The sequence below is a fragment of the Flavobacterium restrictum genome (assembly GCF_007097245.1).
GTDB lineage: Bacteria > Bacteroidota > Bacteroidia > Flavobacteriales > Flavobacteriaceae > Flavobacterium > Flavobacterium restrictum.
On record NZ_VJZT01000002.1, the window covers coordinates 304,562 to 323,896 of the forward strand.

At 36.4% G+C, this 19,335-nt stretch carries 17 protein-coding genes; 10 read left to right on the top strand and 7 right to left on the bottom strand.

The annotated features are described in order from the left end of the window. Window positions 1-168: 168 nt before the first annotated feature. From FNW21_RS03465 to FNW21_RS03475, 3 genes are all read left to right on the top strand, one after another. The gene (locus FNW21_RS03465; RefSeq protein ID WP_144255335.1) at window positions 169-747 is read left to right on the top strand and encodes a MarC family protein; all 579 of its coding nucleotides are present in this window, start codon (window positions 169-171) and stop codon (window positions 745-747) included. 89 nt (window positions 748-836) lie between these two features. Then, window positions 837-1,040, top strand: a complete 204-nt coding sequence (locus FNW21_RS03470; RefSeq protein ID WP_144255336.1) for a hypothetical protein — start codon at window positions 837-839, stop codon at window positions 1,038-1,040. Window position 1,041: 1 nt separating this feature from the next. Then, the gene (locus FNW21_RS03475; protein WP_144255337.1) at window positions 1,042-1,647 is read left to right on the top strand and encodes an FAD-dependent oxidoreductase; all 606 of its coding nucleotides are present in this window, start codon (window positions 1,042-1,044) and stop codon (window positions 1,645-1,647) included. A 9-nt stretch (window positions 1,648-1,656) separates the two neighbouring features. Here the strand turns inward: FNW21_RS03475 and FNW21_RS03480 are convergent, their stop codons facing one another. The 3 genes from FNW21_RS03480 to FNW21_RS03490 are packed head-to-tail and all read right to left on the bottom strand — an operon-like array spanning window position 1,657 to window position 4,257. Further along, complete coding sequence (locus FNW21_RS03480) at window positions 1,657-3,228, bottom strand: S41 family peptidase (protein ID WP_144255338.1); 1,572 nt, start codon at window positions 3,226-3,228, stop codon at window positions 1,657-1,659. Continuing rightward, entirely contained in the window at window positions 3,229-3,660 is a 432-nt protein-coding gene (locus FNW21_RS03485; RefSeq protein WP_144255339.1) for a deoxycytidylate deaminase, read from the bottom strand. Window positions 3,661-3,663: 3 nt separating this feature from the next. Further along, window positions 3,664-4,257, bottom strand: a complete 594-nt coding sequence (locus FNW21_RS03490) for a HupE/UreJ family protein (RefSeq protein WP_144255340.1) — start codon at window positions 4,255-4,257, stop codon at window positions 3,664-3,666. Between the two features lie 331 nt (window positions 4,258-4,588). Between FNW21_RS03490 and FNW21_RS03495 the strand changes: the two genes are divergently transcribed. Together FNW21_RS03495 and FNW21_RS03500 are read left to right on the top strand one after the other, a co-directional pair. Then, window positions 4,589-5,020, top strand: a complete 432-nt coding sequence (locus tag FNW21_RS03495) for a TerB family tellurite resistance protein (protein WP_144255341.1) — start codon at window positions 4,589-4,591, stop codon at window positions 5,018-5,020. 128 nt (window positions 5,021-5,148) lie between these two features. Further along, window positions 5,149-5,415, top strand: coding sequence for a hypothetical protein (locus FNW21_RS03500; protein WP_144255342.1), 267 nt, complete (start codon window positions 5,149-5,151; stop codon window positions 5,413-5,415). 206 nt (window positions 5,416-5,621) lie between these two features. Here FNW21_RS03500 and fbp read toward each other — a convergent pair whose 3' ends face one another. Further along, on the bottom strand, window positions 5,622-6,632 hold the full coding sequence (fbp, locus tag FNW21_RS03505; RefSeq protein WP_144255343.1) for a class 1 fructose-bisphosphatase: 1,011 nt from the start codon (window positions 6,630-6,632) through the stop codon (window positions 5,622-5,624). Window positions 6,633-6,803: 171 nt separating this feature from the next. Between fbp and FNW21_RS03510 the strand changes: the two genes are divergently transcribed. The 5 genes from FNW21_RS03510 to FNW21_RS03530 all read left to right on the top strand — a co-directional run bounded on the left by FNW21_RS03510 (window position 6,804) and on the right by FNW21_RS03530 (window position 14,018). Then, a complete protein-coding gene (locus FNW21_RS03510) occupies window positions 6,804-7,283 on the top strand; it encodes a GNAT family N-acetyltransferase (RefSeq protein WP_144255344.1) in 480 nt (159 codons plus the stop codon). 65 nt (window positions 7,284-7,348) lie between these two features. Continuing rightward, a complete protein-coding gene (locus FNW21_RS03515; protein WP_144255345.1) occupies window positions 7,349-8,605 on the top strand; it encodes an aspartate kinase in 1,257 nt (418 codons plus the stop codon). Between the two features lie 125 nt (window positions 8,606-8,730). Then, entirely contained in the window at window positions 8,731-12,162 is a 3,432-nt protein-coding gene (locus FNW21_RS03520) for a hypothetical protein (protein ID WP_144255346.1), read from the top strand. A 66-nt stretch (window positions 12,163-12,228) separates the two neighbouring features. Beyond that, window positions 12,229-12,783 carry a hypothetical protein gene (locus FNW21_RS03525; RefSeq protein ID WP_144255347.1) on the top strand — a complete coding sequence of 185 codons (555 nt, stop codon included), beginning with the start codon at window positions 12,229-12,231 and terminating at the stop codon, window positions 12,781-12,783. Window positions 12,784-12,950: 167 nt separating this feature from the next. Beyond that, window positions 12,951-14,018, top strand: a complete 1,068-nt coding sequence (locus FNW21_RS03530) for a glycosyltransferase (protein ID WP_144255348.1) — start codon at window positions 12,951-12,953, stop codon at window positions 14,016-14,018. Between the two features lie 123 nt (window positions 14,019-14,141). Here the strand turns inward: FNW21_RS03530 and FNW21_RS03535 are convergent, their stop codons facing one another. The 3 genes from FNW21_RS03535 to FNW21_RS03545 form a co-directional block, all read right to left on the bottom strand. Next, entirely contained in the window at window positions 14,142-14,588 is a 447-nt protein-coding gene (locus tag FNW21_RS03535; RefSeq protein WP_144255349.1) for a DUF6438 domain-containing protein, read from the bottom strand. An 8-nt stretch (window positions 14,589-14,596) separates the two neighbouring features. Beyond that, on the bottom strand, window positions 14,597-16,375 hold the full coding sequence (locus FNW21_RS03540) for a T9SS type A sorting domain-containing protein (protein WP_144255350.1): 1,779 nt from the start codon (window positions 16,373-16,375) through the stop codon (window positions 14,597-14,599). Between the two features lie 331 nt (window positions 16,376-16,706). Further along, the gene (locus FNW21_RS03545) at window positions 16,707-19,268 is read right to left on the bottom strand and encodes a sodium-translocating pyrophosphatase (protein WP_144255351.1); all 2,562 of its coding nucleotides are present in this window, start codon (window positions 19,266-19,268) and stop codon (window positions 16,707-16,709) included. Window positions 19,269-19,335 lie beyond the last annotated feature (67 nt).

Here is a 19,335-nt window from a genome sequence, read left to right on the forward strand (position 1 = left end):
TCTATGGGATTCTATTTTAGAATCTAAAAAACAATAGTTCAAAAAGGAGAACCCTAATCGCTACAACACGCATCAAAAAACACAAAAGTCCAAAACAATTTCACCGCATATTTTATTGTTATACCCTGAAATTCTATTCATTACGCTACCTTTGCACAAAAAATTGTTATGTTAGAATTTAGCTTCAAAGAAATTATTACCGTAGGAATGGTACTTTTTGCCGTTATTGATATTGTGGGATCCATACCTATTATTGTGAATTTAAGAGCCAAACATGGCCACATCGAATCCGAAAAAGCCTCATTAGTAGCGGGTTTAATAATGATTGTTTTCCTGTTTATAGGAGAGGAATTTTTGAGTTTGATAGGTATTGACGTGCATTCCTTTGCGGTAGCAGGTTCCTTTGTCTTGTTTTTTCTAGCCTTGGAAATGATTTTAGGCATCCGGATTTATCGCGATGAGGAAGCTAATTCGGCTTCGATTGTACCTTTGGCTTTTCCGTTAATTGCAGGCGCTGGAACAATGACTACTTTACTCTCGTTGCGGTCGCAATTTCATACTGTAAATATTGTAATTGGAATTATTTTGAATATCATATTAGTGTATGCGGTTTTAAAATCTTCGGGAAAAATAGAACGAATGTTGGGCAAAAACGGTTTGGGAGTGGTTCGCAAAACCTTTGGGGTGGTACTTCTTGCTATAGCTGTTAAATTATTCGCTGCTAATGTTAAAGGTTTGTTTGTCTAATATTTTTTTTTATAAATTTACCCACTAACTTTTAGTATTCGCAGACGGATTTAAAAAAACTGTTCTGTTTTTTATAAAAAACTACCTTCATGAAAATTTTTACAAGCATTTTAATTGTTTTAGCCCTTGCATTAATTGTTTTTAATGTGACGCTATTGGATTTTAGTAATCCATTGCAAGGAAATAGCATGGTTGCTTTTGTTGGAATTGCAGCTTCCTTTTGCGCTGTTTTGATTCTATTAATTTTTAGAATGTCTAAAAAAATAGAAGAAAAAATGAGAGACAATAATTAATATGTTTGATGTATTAATCATTGGTGGCGGGGTTTCTGGAATGTCATGTGCCTTGGTATTGGGTTCCGCCAAAAACAAATCTTTTGTCAGCACAAAAAACATTGGGATTTTTACCCATCAAAAATCGTCTTCGCTACAAGAAGCACTTTTTAATAATGCGTATGGCATTGCACCAAATACACTAGGCGCAGATTTGCTCACTCAAAGTACCCATCATTTAGCCACTACCTATCCGCACATCACACAAATTCCCGACGAGAAAGTACTTAAAATAGAAGGTAAGTTTCCTGAATTTAAAGTTTTTACCACAAAAAATTTGTACACAACCAAAACTATTGTCGTAGGAATTGGATCTGCTAATACTTTTGCCATTGAAGGTTTACTGTCGTTTATAGAACCTCATCAAAAATCACTCCCAGAGAAACAACGCATTCAATTAAAAAACACGGATCATCTTGTCGCCCAAGGCATTTATGCCATAGGAACATTGGCAGGCTGGAGAAGCCAACTAGCCGTAGCTGCAGGAAGCGGCGCAGCGGTTGCCACCGATATTTTGACTTTGTGGAATAACGGGATTCAAACACATGCCCACGACAGCAATCGCTAATAGCAAAATCTACTGTTTCAAAACGGCTTTTACCATTGTATCCTCTTTCAAAATAATTTGATAAAAATAGTCTTCGCCCAATAACTGCCGGGCTAATTCAGCGGTGAGTTCGGTTTTGACCAACGCTTTATTTTTGTCCAAGTTCAAATCCAATCCATTCTGGGAAACATACTTTTTAAAAGCGGTAAAATAGCGATCCGAAGCATTCATTTTGGTTTTTAGTTGTTCCAAAGTTAAACCGTTAAAATCGCTTCTATTTTTATCTAAAAGTTCAAAAATACAATGCCCCACAACTCCCGATTGCAATAAATAAGCACTACTTTCGGTTCCTTTTTCTACTTCTAAAGGGACAAAAATATCTGGGACAATCCCGCCACCGCCATAAACGATTTTGCCTTTTTTGGTTTTAAAACGCAAGGAATCAATCACTTTTATACTGTCTTTGGAATACATTTCGCCAGTTGCAAAACGAGAATCGGATTCTTTAAAGTAGTTTTCATTTCCTTTGGAATACGGTTTTTGGATGGAACGTCCCGTAGGAGTATAATACCTCGCAATGGTCAATCGCACGGCAGAACCATCGTCAAAATCCATTTCGCGTTGCACCAATCCTTTTCCAAAAGAGCGGCGACCAAGAATGATTCCACGGTCGTTATCTTGTATTGCACCTGCCAGAATTTCGCTTGCTGATGCACTGTTTTCGTTTAGTAAAACAAAAACTTTTCCGGTTTCGAAACTGCCTTTTTCGGTGGCAAATGTTTTTTCGATACTGCCTTTTTTATTTTTGGTAAAAACAATTAATTGCTTGTTTGGCAATAATTCGTCGGCAATGGCAATGGCTTCTTCCATGTAACCGCCACCATTATCACGAAGATCGATTACGAGTGATTTTGCCCCTTGTTTTTTCAACCTGTTTAATCCCGTCAAAAATTCTTGGTACGTGGTTTCGGCAAAACGATTGATTTTGATATATCCCGTTGTGGGGTTCAAGAGCAAGGCGGCATCTACACTTTTTATAGGAATAACGGCTCTTTTTACTTTTATTTTGAATTTTTTATGTGCCGATTTGCGATACACAAGGAGTTCAATTTCCGAATCCACTTCGCCTTTTAAAGTGGTAAACAAAGAGTCGTTGGGTAATTTTCGTCCAAATAATTTGGTTTTTCCAGCATATAAAATACGATCTCCAGACAGGATTCCCGCTTTTGCCGAAGGGCCATTTTCAATAGGTTTTATAACCGTAACGGAATCTTTGTACATGTAAAAACTAATCCCAATACCTACGAAATCGCCTTTCATACTTTCGGCAACTTCGGCTTGTTCACTGGGCGGAATATATACCGAATGGGGATCCAGTTTAGCGAGAATGGTATCTACGGTCAGATTGACAATAGAATCCGTATTGACAGCATCAACATATTCATTATCAATAAAATCAAGGAGTTTATTGAGCTTGTTTTTAGTGTTATTTTTGGCAAAAAAATGATTTTGATCCGGAAAATTCAAATTCCCACCAATCCAAATTCCTGTCGCAAGAGTGGCGCCAATGAGCAAGGGTAGGTATTTTGGATTTATTTTCATTTATTGGTCTAAATTAGCAATATGCACTACTTCTATGCCTGCTTTTATCAAAAACTGAATGCCTGAATCGTCCTTATATCCCGTTTGATACACGACTCTTTTCACGCCAGACTGATGAATTAACTTACTGCATTCCTTGCAAGGAGATAGCGTAATATATAAGGTAGCGCCTTCGCAAGATTGGGTAGAACGAGCTACTTTTAGAATCGCATTGGCTTCTGCATGCAAAACATCCCAGCGAGTCAATCCGTCTTCATCCTCGCAACAGTTCTCAAAACCTGATGGCGTACCGTTGTATCCATCCGAAATAATCATGCGGTCCTTGACGATAATTGCCCCTACTTGCTTGCGTTTGCAGTACGACAAAAGACTCCATTCTTTGGCAATGCGCAAATAGGCTTTGTCGTATTTATTTAATTTATTTATATTCATTTTTTATCTTAACCAAATTTTACTAGCAACAATCATAGGCAACACAACACCTACTATAAAGGATGACATGACCAATGTCCAATCTCTTTTAGAAAATCTAAAAACGGTTTGAACCATATAAGAGAGTATTAAAACCACAAAAACCACTACAATTTGAGCCGCTTCAATTCCTAATGCAAACTCGCCCAAGGGAACCAATTTAGAACTTGGACTACCTCCTAGTATGGTTTTGAAATAATTAGAAAAACCCAAACCGTGAACAATTCCAAAGAACAAAGTCACAAAAAACACCAAACTTATACTTTCTTTTTTGCTTGATTTTCCTGCGGTAAATAAGTTAAAAAGTGCCGTTATTAATATCGTAATAGGAATTAATAGTTCGACAACATTTACTTTTATAGCCACGATTTCATAAACCGAAAGCAACAACGCCAGCGTATGTCCCACGGTGAACATAGAAACTAAAAGCAAAATGCGTTTCCAATCGCTAAACGAAAATGGGACGGCCAATGCTATCAAAAACAAAACATGATCGTAAGCATGAATATCTAAAACATGGCGCAATCCTATTTGAAAATAAATCCAAAAATCTGACATAGGTAGTATATTATTGATGTTGGGGTTGTAAACTTACGATTAATTTTGAAAATGAAGGATTAGGAGTTGCAATTCCTTTAAATAAAAAGCCAGACAACACTGCTCCTTTTTGTCAGGGCATTCGCTTTTAAAACAAAAGACTTTAAATGCAAAAACATGCCGCAGAGCAGCCAATTTTTGAATTAGTGCAATAAAACAGGACTATTTTATTTTTAAAATCTGTGAATCTGCGATCAACTTTTTAAAAGTGAATCCCATACCTTTTTAAAGAAAAAATGAAACTTTATAAAAAAAATCAGTATCTTTAGTATAAACAAAAATCAAACATACTATGTCACTTTCAGATTTATTCGATAGCGAATTCAAACAAAGAAATAAAGGTCATTTTTCGGCCATTGCGCGTGTAGCACTTGCAGATGGGGAAGCAACTCAGGATGAATTGGCATTTTTATCAAAACTAGCCACTCGACTTGAAATTTCTCCAGCAGAATATGAAGAAATTTTAGAAAATCCTTTGAAATATCCCATCAACCCACCTTATTTGCATAGTCAACGATTAGAACGTCTCTATGATTTAGCCCGAATGGTCAACACAGACCACCATCTGGGAGACAATCAAGATCGATTGTTGCGAAAATTTGGTTTGGCATTGGGTTTTACCCCTGGTAATGTTAATTATATTGTTGATAAAGCCTTGGTATTGGTTGATCAAAAAGTCGATTCCGATACATTTGTTTACGAAATGCAAAATATGAATAAGTAACAATTTTGTTGATAAATAGCTTTTCTTTTAAGTCCAAATCCAAAAAAATGGATTACTAAAAGATTTACCATGTAAGGCATTTAAGGTCATATAAGTGTGATGCTAAAAAAATTTGGCTTCTAAAACCAATGGTACAACAACAACCTTATGTGACCTTGAATAACTTATATGGTTTAAAAAATAATTTTGTAGATAAATGGCTTTTCTTTTTAATTCCAAATCCAAAAAAATTTATTACAAAAAAAATTTACCATGTAAGGCATTTAAGGTCGTATAAGTGTGATACTAAAAAAATCTGGTTCTTAAAACCAATAGCACAACAACAACCTTATGTGACCTTGGATAACTTATATGGTTTAAAAAATGATTTTGTAGATAAATGGCTTTTCTTTTAAGTCCAAATCCAAATAATAGATTACTAAAAGATTTACCACATAAGGCATTTAAGGTCATATAAGTGTGAAACTAAAAAAAATTGGTTCTTAAAACCAATAGTACAACAACAACCTTATACGACCTTGGATAACTTATATGGTTTAAAAAAAGCCCTTTATTCTGGATATCGCTCGTAAACTGCTGTTTGTTAGTCCAAATCCGACTCTTACTTTTTGGCGTTACGCATAAAATCCTCCGCTTTTTCGACCATAGCATAACTTCCACAAAAAAACGGAACACGTTCATGCAATTCAGTTGGTCGAATTTCTAAAATTCGTCCAAAACCATCCGAAGCTTTTCCGCCAGCTTGTTCGGCAATAAACGCCATGGGATTACATTCATACAACAAGCGCAACTTGCCTTTTGGCGCTTTGGAACTCGTTGGGTACAAATAAATTCCACCCTTAATCATATTGCGATGAAAATCCGAAACCAAACTTCCAATATACCTTGACGTATACGGCCTATCGCCTTCTTCGAGCTGGCAATACTTAATATAATCCTTAACCCCTTGCGGAAAATGAACATAATTCCCCTCGTTGATAGAATAAATAATTCCCTCCTTCGGAAACATCATATTAGGATGCGACAAATAAAAAGTACCAATTGCAGGATTCAACGTAAAACCGTTCACGCCATGACCCGTTGTGTACACCAACATTGTTGACGTTCCGTAAATTACATATCCAGCAGCAACTTGATTCACGCCAGGTTGCAAAAAATCCTCTAACGCAACAGGTGTTCCTACAGGAGTTATGCGCCTGTAGACCGAAAAAATTGTCCCCACCGAAACATTTACATCAATATTCGACGAGCCATCAAGCGGATCCATCAACACGACATATTTATTAGTATGACTGTTATCCGACCCTCGAACGGTTATGAAATCATCATTTTCTTCGGAGGCAATGCCACATACAATTTCTCGATTAATAAGGGTTTGAATAAAAATCTCATTGGCATACACATCCAGTTTTTGTTGGTCTTCGCCTTGAATATTTTGTTCACCAGCGGCACCCACAATATCGACTAAACCCGCTTTGTTGACTTTGTAATTTACGACTTTTGCCGCTAAGCGGATGGCATTAATAATTCGAGATAATTCTCCTGATGAATACTGGAAAGATTTTTGGTTTTCGATGATAAATTCCCCTAGTGTTTTGTTGTGTTCTTTCATTACGAAATCGTTGTAGTTGTGTTGAAGTCACAAATATCGTTTTTTTTGTGAAAATGAATTAATAATTAATTGGATACTTTATCACTATTGTATATTTGCTATCAAAAGTGCTTTTACAAGCTGCTAAAGTGTTGGTTTTTTTATACTTTTAGCACCAAAAATTATAGAATTATGAATATTAGACAAGGAAGACCAGAGGATATGGAAGGCGTTTTGGCACTGATACAAGAATTAGCCGTTTTTGAAAAAGAACCCAATGCCGTTTTAATAACCGTTGCAGATTTGGTTCGCGATGGCTTTGGTGCTAATCCTTTATTTCATGTTTTTGTTGCTGAAGTTGCAGCTGAAATCGTAGGAATTGCATTGCATTATTACCGCTATTCGACTTGGAAAGGCAAAACCATCCATTTAGAAGATTTGGTGGTCAAAGAAAGCATGCGCGGTACCGGTTTGGGATACGCTTTGTACTCCGAAATTATCAAGCAAGCCAAAAAAGATCAGGTAAGACGCATTGATTGGAATGTTTTGGACTGGAATACAACGGCTATAACTTTTTATGAAAATTCAGGCGCCAAAGTATTAGACGAATGGCGTGTAGCACAAATGGATGAAGCAGGAATCAACTTTTTTGTTGAAAATAAATTAAAATAATAATAAAATACGGTTTCGTTTTTGGTCAAAAACTAAAAATTCGAAATCTAAAATCTGAATTAAAAATGAGAGTATTCAAATTTGGTGGTGCTTCTGTAAAAGATGCAGATGGGATAAAAAACGTATATGACGTTTTACAAAAAGTAGGATTCGAGGATGTTTTACTCGTAGTTTCGGCTATGGGAAAAACTACAAATGCCTTGGAAGAAGTAATAAAAAACTATTTTGAAAAATCGGCAGAGTTGAACTCCTCTGTACAAGAAGTAAAAAAATACCACAATCAAATCGTAATGGATTTATTTGAGGACGAAAAAAATGAAGTTTTTGCTGCTATAAATGCACAATTCAGCGATTTAGAATACTTCTTGGCACACAATAAATCACCAAATTACAACTTTGTTTACGACCAAATTGTAAGCTACGGCGAATTGATTTCGACTACCATTTTAAGTCATTTTATGTCCTTTATGGGTATCCAAACACAGTGGGTAGACGTTCGAAATTTAATCAAAACCGACGCAAATTATAGGGATGCCGAGCTAGATTGGAGTTTGACCCAAACCAACATTAGCAAAAACATCAAACGTAAAATCCTGAATATCACACAAGGTTTTCTGGGTTCTGACGAAAATAATTTTACAACCACACTAGGACGAGAAGGCTCGGATTATACCGCTGCCATTTTTGCCTATTGCTTGAATGCCGAGAGTGTGACCATCTGGAAAGATGTTCCTGGAGTGATGAATGCCGATCCGCGTTACTTTGAAAATGCGAGTTTGCTCAATCAAATTTCGTATCGGGAAGCTATTGAATTAGCCTTTTATGGCGCCACTGTAATTCATCCAAAAACCTTACAGCCGCTACAAAAAAAGGAAATTCCACTCTATGTAAAATCCTTCATCAACCCCTTATTAAAAGGAACTAGCGTGGCCAAAGGTGTTGACTTGGAACCGTATTTACCGTGTTTTATTGTCAAAAGAAACCAGCTTTTAATTTCGCTTTCGTCCATAGATTTTTCGTTTATAATGGAGGAAAACATCAGTGAGATTTTTGGGTTGTTTCACCAATTCAAACTCAAAGTTAATTTGATTCAGAATTCAGCGATTAGTTTTTCGGTTTGTGTAGAAGACAAATTCGACAATTTCAACGCTTTGAATGCACTACTTTCAAAAAAATTCAAAGTCGATTTTAGCGAAAATGTAACCTTATATACCATTCGCCATTTTAACGATCAAGCGGCACAAACGGTAGAAGAAAACAAGACCGTTTTGCTCAAACAAGTCAGTCGCGAAACCATGCAGGTGGTTATCAAAGAAAATTAAACAGCAAATCCCTTAAAAATTTTAAGGGATTTTTTTTGAGAAAAAAGGAAGGATTGGCACCAAGAATCAAACACAATTTTCCCAATTATAAATACTACTTTTGAAGCCTAGACGTTATACTTTTTATGTTTCAAAAACTAGTGCTGTTGTTGGTTCTTATTTACTTTTCTGGGCTTCATGCGCAGGAAGTGAATTCCGCATACAGTACCAAAAAAATTCCGTTCACACGGGATACTATTATTATTGAAAAAAAGAGCTTTAACCCCAGCTATTTCAAAATAATTGATTCAAATAACGAAGTATTAAATCCTGCATTATACGAAGTAAATTTCCAGAAAGGAACTCTTTTTTTTAAACAAAATGTCGCTGTAAAATTAGATTCTATAACCATCGAGTACCTACAACTTCCTGAAATGCTTACCAAAGAATACAGCATTTACAAGGACAGCCAAGTGATAAGCGACCCAAACGCAAGCTCCATTTTATATAAAATTGAAAGCAATACTACCAAAAAAGCAATCCCTTTTGACGGCTTAAATACCTCTGGAAGTATTACGCGTGGCATCACCATAGGGAACAATCAAAATGCCGTTTTAAACTCGAATTTAGACTTACAAATCACAGGGAAAATATCCGAAAAAGTGAGTTTAAGAGCCTCCATACAAGACAACAACATTCCGCTACAAGATGGTGGTTACTCCCAAAAACTAGATCAATTTGACAATATTTTCATGGAATTGTTCAGCACAAAATGGAGCATTCGAGCAGGCGATGTATTTCTAGAAAACAAGAAAACACAATTTTTGAATTTCAACAAAAAGGTGCAAGGACTCGCCACTAGTTTTGATTTTGGAAACGAAAATAGCAAAACAGCTATTTTTGCATCGGCGGCATTGGTCAAAGGACAATATTCGAAAAGCACTTTTATAGGGCAAGAAGGCAATCAAGGGCCGTATAAATTAAAAGGGCAAAATGGCGAGCTGTATGTATTGGTCATCTCGGGTTCGGAGCGCGTTTATGTGAATGGAATGCTGCTAAAAAGGGGAGAAAACAAGGATTATACTATCGATTACAATGCTGGCGAAATTGTATTTACGCCTTTGTTCACCATCACTTCCGAAATGCGGATTACAATCGAATACCAATATTCGGACAGGAATTACACGCGTTATGTAACCTATGCAGGTGGCACTCACGAAGAAAAAAAATGGAGCTTTGCCAGTTATTTGTATGCCGAAAGCGATTTGAAAAACCAGCCTTTGCAACAAAATTTATCCAAAGAACAAGCGCAAATACTCGTCAATGCTGGCAACAATCCGGATTTAATGAATGCTCCGTCAGCCTACCAGGATACATACTCGGACAATAAAATATTGTATAGAAAAACGAGCATAAATTCAGTTGCTGTTTTTGAATATTCCAATAATCCCGATGACGAGCTCTACAATGTGCGGTTTAGTTTAGTGGGGGCAAACAAAGGCAATTACGTGCTAAAAAGCAGTGCTGCTATTGGTCGCATTTATGAATATGTGGCTCCCATAGGAACCCTTTTGCAAGGAAATTATGAACCTACAATTCCACTAGTTGCCCCAACCAAAATTCAAGTGGCTACTTTTTTAGGAAACTACCATCCTACCGAAAAAAGTACAATCGATTTTGAAATTGGGGTAAGCAACAGCGATAAAAACTTATTTTCGAGCATAGACGACAGCAATAATAAAGGATTGGCGACCAAAATCAATACCAAACAACGGCTATATTCTGGAAAATGGGATCTGGATGCCTATGCCAATTATCAATATGTTGCCCAAAATTTCAAAACAGTCGAGCGGTTGTACACCATAGAATTCAATCGTGATTGGAATCTAGGCAGTGCTTTAGTGGGCAATCAAAGTTTACTGGTTTCGGGGTTGCAATTTAATTTGAATCCAAGAACAAGTGGCAATAACCAAGGAATGGCCAATTATCAATTCGAAAAATTGGATTTTTCAAACTCTTTTTCGGGGAGCCGACACAGTGTAAAAGGGTTGCTTCAGTTCAATAAATGGACATTTCAAAATCAAGGTAGTTTCTTAAAAAGTGACAATACCAGTACCACTTCAAACTTCATTAGAAACCAATCGCAACTGCGGTATCATTTTGACAAAAACTGGATTGGCAGCAGTTTTAGGATAGAAAACAACCAAGAAAAAAATAAAAATACCCAAGCCCTAACAGGAATAAGCCAGCGTTTTCAGGAATACGGTTTTTTTACGGGTCGCGGCGATAGTACTAAAGTTTTTGTAGAATTAGGCTATTTAAAACGAACGAATGACAGCTTGCAAAACGGAATTCTACAACGTGTAAACAACTCCCAAACATTTGTTTTAAAGTCCAAAATTATTCAAAACAGCAAAAGCGATTTGGCTATTTATGCTAATTATCGGGTGTTGGATTTTGTGAATTCCAACTATAAAAAAGAACCATCCTTGAACTCTAGAATTGTATATAACGACCGCTTTTTTAATAAATTAATACAAAGCACATCCGTTTACGAAACCAATTCTGGTACCATTGCCCAACAGGAATTCACCTATTTAGAAGTTCCCGCAGGTCAAGGTGTCTATGCTTGGAACGATTATAACGGCAATGGAATTCAGGAATTATTGGAGTTTGAAGTAGCTCCATTTGCGGATTTAGCCAAGTACATTCGGGTGTTTTTGCCCAATCAAGTGTATATAAAAACGCATCAAAATAAATTTTCGCAATCCGTAATTATCAATCCAAACCAATGGCAAAACGAGACGGGATTCAAAAAATTAGCTTCCTATTTTTACAACCAAACCTCCTTTATAATGGATCGGAAAATAAAAAACGATGGGGAAAATTTTGATCTAAATCCGTTTAGCATCGGCACCAAGGATGTGTTGGGATTGAATTCCAGTTTTAGAAACAGTTTGTTTTACAATCGCGGGAAGCAACAGCATTCCGTAACCTACACCTATTTGCAAAACCAGACCAAAAACTTGCTTTCGATAGGCTCACAAGAATCAAAAACGGCATCGCACCAATTGCAATACACGCATTTGTATCAAAAAAGTTGGTTGCTTGGGTTGTTTTGCAAAACGATAGCCACCTCCATTATTTCCGAAAATTATTCCGAAAAAAATTATACACTAACAGGCTATCAATTAGCACCAAAAATTAGTTATTTGTTTTCTAAAAATGCCAGTTTAGAGTTCTTTTATGAATTACAAAACAAGAAAAACCAAATTGGAAATTCCGAAACACTAGTACAAAACCGCTTGGGTACCGCATTTTCCTATGCTAGTAGTAAAAAATTCACACTTAATGGGGAGTTGTCTTTTTATCAAAACAAGTTTACAGGCAACGAACTTTCGGCGGTAGGATTTCAAATGCTGGAAGGATTGCAATCCGGACAAAACATGACTTGGCGATTGCTTTTGCAAAAAAATCTGACCCAATTTCTAGACATAAACTTCAATTACCAAGGGCGAAAAAGCGAGACAAGTGACACCATTCATACGGGAAACATTCAATTAAGAGCTTATTTTTAAAACAGTAATACTTTTTTTAAAATAAAAATAGTAGCTTTATTAAAAATTTACCTAAAACCTTAAATCATGAAAAAATTATTTTTGTTCTGTTTCGTTTTTATCCTAACGAACTCTTTTTATGCCCAAGAAGCGGCAATGAAAACCTCCCTTTCGGCAACCGAAAAAGCGGCAAAAACCAAAGCCTCTAACGAAAAAAGAAAGGCAACAATAGCTGCCAAAAAAGAAGCCGCAGCCACTGCCGATGCCGCCAAAGCCGAAAAAACCAAAGCATCAAACGAAAAACGAAAAGCGACAAATGCTGCCAAAAAAGAAGTCGCAAAAGCTACTGAAGCCGATGCAAAAGCAGAAAAAACAGTAGCCAAAGCCAAAAAAGAAGCCGCAAAAACTACCGATGCAACCGCAAAAGCAGAAAAAACAGTAGCCGACAAAACGGTCAAAGCCAAAAAAGAAACTGCTGTGTCCAAAAAATCTTCGGCTAAAATTAAAGAAACTACAGAGAAAGCACCAAAAGTAGCCGATAAAATCACTGGAGAATACAATGGTAAAAAAGTATATACCGGCCCTCGTGGTGGCAAATATTACATTAATGCTAACGGAAACAAAACCTATATTCAGGATTAATCCCTAGTTAAAAAAAAAAACAAAAAAGAGGCTTTCCTAAAACGGTTGGCCTCTTTTTATTTAACTCTTTTTATGCTTTAAATTAATATTTTGGTAATACAACAGCAATAATAGAACCCATTAGTTTGAGTATCTTTCGATTTCAAAACAAGATAAATAATTACATAATGACTTTGGATTCTACCAATAAAACAATACTTATTGCTCCTTTAAACTGGGGATTAGGACATGCCACCCGATGTATTCCCATTATAAAAGCCCTTCAAGACGAAAATTACATTCCCATAATAGCCTCTGATGGAATTGCCCTAGAATTGTTAAAAAAAGAATTCCCTTATATTCAAACGTTGCACTTGCCTTCCTACCAAATCGAATATGCTAAAAACGGCAAAAATTTTAAATGGAAATTAATACAAAATTTACCTAAAATGATCGATGCCATTTGGGAAGAAAAAAGATTGGTTCAAAAATGGGTCAAACAATACAACATTGAAGGCATTATATCGGACAATCGGTTGGGAGTTTTTAGTCCAAAAGTCCCTTCGGTATTTGTCACGCACCAGCTCCATGTAATGACTGGCAATACCACTTGGTTTACCAGTAAAATTCATCAATATATTATCAAAAAATACACCCAATGCTGGGTACCCGATCTTGAAAACGCTCCCAATCTAACTGGGAAATTAGGGCATTTAAAAACCAAACCATTCCCCATAAATTATATCGGGCCTTTAAGCCGATTGCACAAAAAAGAAATTCCAAAAGTATATGATTTGATGATTATTCTCTCTGGACCAGAGCCACAGAGAGGTTTTTTGGAATCTAAATTGCAAAAAGAAATACTCGAATACAAAGGAAATGTTGTTTTTATAAAGGGAATTATCGAAAAAGAACAAAAGAAAGAAGAGATAGGAAACGTTACTTTTTACAATTTTATGAATACCCGACAATTGGAACAAACCTTTAACGAAAGTGAAATAGTGCTTTGTCGGTCAGGGTATACCACCATTATGGACTTGGTAAAACTGGGTAAAAAAGCGTTTTTTATACCCACACCTGGGCAGTATGAACAAGAATATTTGGCACAAAAACTAGATGAAGAACGCATTGTTCCTTGTGCAACCCAAGAGCAATTTAAAATAGCTGATTTGTCTAAAATCAAGGATTACAAAGGACTGTCCCAAATGAATAGTACGATTGATTGGGAACTTCTTTTTGAAGTGTTTGAAAAATAAAACAGGGTTTTGATGCTAATTTACAAGAACAAAATTCGTTTTTTTAACCTATTTTACTTTTTATTATTTTTCATGAATATGGTTTATAACCCAAAAAAACCTCCCTTTCAGGAGGCATTTTGTTCATTCTTTTTTAAACTCATACTTTTTTACAAGCCTGTTAATTTCTTTTTCGAGATTTAAAATATCTATTGGAATTTCATCCCTTAAAAAAATCGTCTTTTGTTTTTCAAGACTATTTAAAATCAAAATTCTTAAATGTAAATCCGTTCTTTTGGATGTGTAATCGGTTTTGAGATTTTCATAATCGAGTTTATTAATTAGTATTTTGATTTTTTTAAAATCAACTGTTGTAATTTTGGCATAAAATTTACCACTTTTTTTAGTATTCTTAAATCCGTCGTATTCCATTTTTTTATCCTCAAAAAGCGTTAGACTAAAAGCTTCACATCTCCCGTAACATGGTTTACTTTCATAGACAACTACCCTTTTTGAAGTGGTATTTTGCTTTATATTGCTAGCACAAGAAAAGTGAAAAATGGCAAAAAGGAACACGATTTTTTTAAACATGATGCCACTTATTTTTTTACTATGATTTTTCTAACGGCAGTTTTACCTTCTTTTGTTGTAAGCTTTAAATAATAAATTCCATCGCTTAATTGACGAATATCTATTTTATTATTTTGAGCTATTGTTGCGGTGTTGGCTTTTTTTATAACCTGACCAGCGGTATTTATCAACTCATAATTAGTAAAAAGAGTCTCTAGATTGTTTATTGACAAATCGTCTTTAACAGGGTTTGGGTATGCAACTACTGCGCTATTCGCAAAATTTTCTAGCCCCAAAGCGGTGTATTTACTAATATTCAATTCATATTGTTCCGAATTTGTATCGGCAACATTATCTGCTCTAAATACAATTAAAGTATAGGCATCATAATTTTGATAATCCGAAACCGAAATTTCCAAAACACCATTAACTACTACAGCTTCGGAGACTGCTACAGTGCTTTGAGTTGAATTGTATTTCAACAATAACATTGAAACAGGAGAACTAGCACCAATAGCGCACTTTATTTTAAAATTTTGATTTGTGGTAAGGTCAAAATAATCAGCCCCAAATCTCATTAATGTTCCATTTCCTAAAGTTGTATTGGCGATTACCGTTGTATTGCTAGAATGTAACAATGTTGTTCCCGTAAAATTAAATCCATTTTCATAACAAACACTACCACAACTTTGATACTTTGCCAAGCTGCTTTTATAAGTTGCTGCTCTTGAATAGGTATATGGAGCAAGTGAAACCACATCAGTTAAAACATCTAACGAGATTAAATATTTTTTATACATTGTTTCGAAATCACTTGAATAATCGGAGTTCAATACCGTTTCAATCGCAAATATCTCATCATTTTCGGTAATTGTTTCCTTATAAATTTTTCTGATAAGGTCTGAACTTGTTTTTTCGGTAAGGTATCTAAAAAACAACCATCCACCATACCAGCGACTGTCATAGAGAGCTCCGTCATCACTATTCCAATTTAAAGCAACATCAGGCTGGCTGAACATGGGAGGCAAGTATTGCAAATTATCATCTATACCAGGATAAACCTCATCCTCGGACCAAGCTGCGGTAGCTTCGGCAATAAAATTAGTAGTATGTGATACGGTTCCAAACTGAACTGCATGAAAAAACTCATGAGCTGCTGTGACTTTTATAGCGTCTAATTCAGGCGTTGGAGCTACCCAAGAATAATCTTTATTCATTCCCATCCAACTCGAATAAGCATCCACCTCTGTTATAGTAGTTGATTGTGGATTATTTCCTATGGCTACATCTGGGCTTACAAAACCATAAAGACTACTCCCTAAATCACTAATATAAATGTCATATTTAGTAGAACCACCTCTAGTTCCATCCAGCGGGGGCATGGTATAATTTCGGTTTTTATATTCTAACCAAACATGCTCAAACACGGCAGCCATTTGCTCCACATAATCAGGAGTTCCAGAGGCATCCGCATCAGTAGTAGGCACAGCATCGGTTCCTGCAACATCATAATGAAAAGAATAATTTGTGGTATTAAATGTTTTTGACAAGACAGGTCTAGTAGTATATATCTTGAAAATTCCTTGCGCTTTTGGAGTTAGTTTACTCCAATTCTTTTTGGCTTCCAAGATTATCGAGGAAATACACGAACTTGTAATTGCCTTGTTCTTGACTTGCTTTCCAGTTTGTGTTTTGGTTTGCTGCAATTGGTTGATTAATTTATTGGACAATTCGACATCTTGTGCATAAATAGTTTGATTACAAATCAAAAAGATAAAAATGATAAAATAGTAAAGTTTTGCTTTCATATAAATAAATTTAAAGTAACACAATAATTGAGATAAAGATACAAAATCATTTAGTACGGTTTTTCGCAAAAATATATTTTTTTCGAAAATGATTTTTTTTGATTTCAAAAAAAATACCTCACTTTTATGAGGCACTTTAGAATAGTAAAAAAATTAGGTTCTTCGCCAAAAACAGTGGAATTTAAAAAAGGCAATTTATTAGTGAAACATAAAAAAATCTGCTAAATCTGCGGGAAGCAATTTAAAATTTATCCCGCAGATTTAGCAGATTTAGCGAATCCCATAGCTACCGAAAATTGATTTTCCATTAATTATGGCGAAGAACCAAAAATTATTTCAAAGCGTCTACTTTTGCTTTTACCTCCTCCAGAGATCCTTCAAAAACTTGAGTAGTTACAGCCCCTTTTTCGGTTGTGGTAACTGTTGCTTTTGCATTGCCATTAGTCGCAACAACAGTTACTTTAACCTGCTTTTTGGTCAAGGCATCGGTATTAAAACAAGATGTTTTGGTCGCATTAGCATACGTTCCGTTTTTGTCATAATGCGACAAACACATTTCTTTTTCTTCGGGAGAACATCCTTTTTTGTCACACATAGCGGCACATTCGGCTTTGGTCATAGTCGCCATTTTTGCTGGATCACATTTTCCCATCAAGGCAGATTTGTCTTTGCAACACGACATTTCTGAATTGTTTTCTTTGACCATCATAGTATTATGGTTTCCATTTCCTAAAATAGGCGCTATTACTAATCCTATCAAACAGGTTAATTTGATCAATATATTCATAGATGGGCCAGAAGTATCCTTGAACGGATCACCAACCGTGTCACCAGTTACGGCCGCTTTGTGCGCATCAGATCCTTTGTAGGTCATTTCGCCATTGATTAAAACGCCAGCTTCAAATGATTTTTTGGCATTGTCCCAAGCACCTCCAGCATTGTTTTGAAAAACTGCCCAAAGCACGCCCGATACCGTAACTCCAGCCATATAACCACCCAGCATTTCGGCGATTAATTGGTGGTTATCGCCATAAACAAGCAATCCCAAAAGGACAATGGCAATAGGAAAACCAATAGTCATAACTCCAGGCAACATCATTTCACGAAGGGCAGCTTTGGTCGAAATATCTACACATTTGGCATATTCTGGCTTACCCGTTCCTTCCATAATCCCCGGAATTTCCTTGAATTGTCGGCGTACTTCATACACCATATCCATAGCGGCTTTTCCAACAGAGTTCATGGCCAAAGCCGAGAAAACTACAGGAATCATCCCGCCCACAAAAAGCATCGCTAAAACGGGTGCTTTGAAAATATTAATTCCGTCGATTCCTGTAAAAGTGACATACGCAGCAAACAAAGCCAAGGATGTTAATGCCGCTGATGCGATTGCAAAACCTTTTCCTGTTGCCGCAGTCGTGTTTCCAACAGAATCCAAAATATCGGTTCTTGTACGCACTTCTTTTGGCAATTCGCTCATTTCGGCAATTCCTCCAGCATTGTCAGAAATGGGACCAAAAGCATCGATTGCTAATTGCATTGCGGTAGTTGCCATCATAGCCGATGCCGCCAATGCCACACCATAAAATCCTGCAAAAGCATACGAAGCCCATATCGCTGCTGCAAACAATAATACGGTAGGAAACGTAGAAATCATTCCTGTTGCCAAACCAGCAATCACGTTAGTTCCTGCTCCAGTCGACGATTTTTGAACAATAGCCATAACGGGTTTTGTCCCTAATCCCGTATAATATTCGGTTACGGATGAAATGGTTGCTCCAACGACCAATCCTACAATTGTAGCATAAAAAACCCGCATCGACGAAATGTCTTTTAGGCCTTCGCCAAAGAAACTCATTTTCATCGTTTCAGGCAGCATGTATTTTACCAAAACATAGCAAGCAATGGCAGTTAATGCAATCGAAATCCAGTTTCCTATATTTAATGCTTTTTGAACTTGTGCTTCTTTGGCAGTATCATCAGATATTTTTACGACCATAGTACCTATTATGGAGAACAATATTCCGAAACCAGCAATTGACATTGGCAACAAAATAGGGCCAATTCCGCCAAAGATATCATCAATTCTTCCGCCCATATCCTTGATCACGTAGTTTCCTAGCACCATGGCTGCCAGAACTGTGGCTACATACGAACCAAATAAATCGGCTCCCATTCCCGCAACATCACCTACATTATCCCCCACATTGTCAGCAATTGTGGCTGGATTACGAGGGTCGTCTTCAGGAATTCCAGCTTCGACTTTGCCTACTAGATCGGCTCCAACATCGGCAGCTTTGGTATAAATTCCGCCGCCAACACGCGCGAATAATGCAATCGATTCGGCTCCAAGGGAGAAACCAGCCAAAGTTTCGAGTACTTTGGTCATGTCTTCGGATGAAGTCCAAACACCGTGCATAAAATATTGAAAAAACACAATAAAAAAACCTGTTAATCCTAGAACGGCTAAACCAGCTACGCCCAATCCCATAACCGTTCCGCCACCAAACGAAACCTTTAAGGCTTGTGGCAAACTCGTACGAGCGGCTTGTGTGGTACGAACATTCGTTTTGGTTGCGATTTTCATTCCCATATTTCCAGCCAAAGCCGAGAAAAAGGCGCCAAATACAAAAGCAACAACAATTAAAATATGTGTTGTGGGTACTACAAACGAAACTCCTGCTAAAACAATACTTGCCAAAAGAACAAAAACGGCTAGTAATCGATATTCGGCTTTTAAGAAAGCCAAAGCCCCTTCGTAAATGTAATCTGAAATGGCTGCCATTTTGCCATCTCCAGCATCTTGTTTTAAAACCCAAGACTTTTTGATAGCCATAAAAGCCAGTCCAATAAGCGCCATCACAATTGGCACATAAATCATAATTGTATTCATAAAAAAAAGTGGTTTTGGTTAGTAATAGTTCAATGTATAAAACGAATTTAAACAAAAAAAGCAATAC

What these genes read in the sequence shown, in the direction of transcription:
- FNW21_RS03500 (WP_144255342.1), top strand. Translation starts at nt 5,149, where the DNA reads ATGGTACAACAACAACCTTATGTGACCTTGAATAACTTATATGGTTTA.
- FNW21_RS03495 (WP_144255341.1), top strand. Translation starts at nt 4,589, where the DNA reads ATGTCACTTTCAGATTTATTCGATAGCGAATTCAAACAAAGAAATAAA.
- FNW21_RS03520 (WP_144255346.1), top strand. Translation starts at nt 8,731, where the DNA reads ATGTTTCAAAAACTAGTGCTGTTGTTGGTTCTTATTTACTTTTCTGGG.
- FNW21_RS03485 (WP_144255339.1), bottom strand. Translation starts at nt 3,660, where the DNA reads ATGAATATAAATAAATTAAATAAATACGACAAAGCCTATTTGCGCATT.
- FNW21_RS03515 (WP_144255345.1), top strand. Translation starts at nt 7,349, where the DNA reads ATGAGAGTATTCAAATTTGGTGGTGCTTCTGTAAAAGATGCAGATGGG.
- FNW21_RS03465 (WP_144255335.1), top strand. Translation starts at nt 169, where the DNA reads ATGTTAGAATTTAGCTTCAAAGAAATTATTACCGTAGGAATGGTACTT.
- FNW21_RS03475 (WP_144255337.1), top strand. Translation starts at nt 1,042, where the DNA reads ATGTTTGATGTATTAATCATTGGTGGCGGGGTTTCTGGAATGTCATGT.
- FNW21_RS03470 (WP_144255336.1), top strand. Translation starts at nt 837, where the DNA reads ATGAAAATTTTTACAAGCATTTTAATTGTTTTAGCCCTTGCATTAATT.
- FNW21_RS03535 (WP_144255349.1), bottom strand. Translation starts at nt 14,588, where the DNA reads ATGTTTAAAAAAATCGTGTTCCTTTTTGCCATTTTTCACTTTTCTTGT.
- FNW21_RS03530 (WP_144255348.1), top strand. Translation starts at nt 12,951, where the DNA reads ATGACTTTGGATTCTACCAATAAAACAATACTTATTGCTCCTTTAAAC.
- fbp (WP_144255343.1), bottom strand. Translation starts at nt 6,632, where the DNA reads ATGAAAGAACACAACAAAACACTAGGGGAATTTATCATCGAAAACCAA.
- FNW21_RS03480 (WP_144255338.1), bottom strand. Translation starts at nt 3,228, where the DNA reads ATGAAAATAAATCCAAAATACCTACCCTTGCTCATTGGCGCCACTCTT.
- FNW21_RS03525 (WP_144255347.1), top strand. Translation starts at nt 12,229, where the DNA reads ATGAAAAAATTATTTTTGTTCTGTTTCGTTTTTATCCTAACGAACTCT.
- FNW21_RS03540 (WP_144255350.1), bottom strand. Translation starts at nt 16,375, where the DNA reads ATGAAAGCAAAACTTTACTATTTTATCATTTTTATCTTTTTGATTTGT.
- FNW21_RS03490 (WP_144255340.1), bottom strand. Translation starts at nt 4,257, where the DNA reads ATGTCAGATTTTTGGATTTATTTTCAAATAGGATTGCGCCATGTTTTA.
- FNW21_RS03545 (WP_144255351.1), bottom strand. Translation starts at nt 19,268, where the DNA reads ATGAATACAATTATGATTTATGTGCCAATTGTGATGGCGCTTATTGGA.
- FNW21_RS03510 (WP_144255344.1), top strand. Translation starts at nt 6,804, where the DNA reads ATGAATATTAGACAAGGAAGACCAGAGGATATGGAAGGCGTTTTGGCA.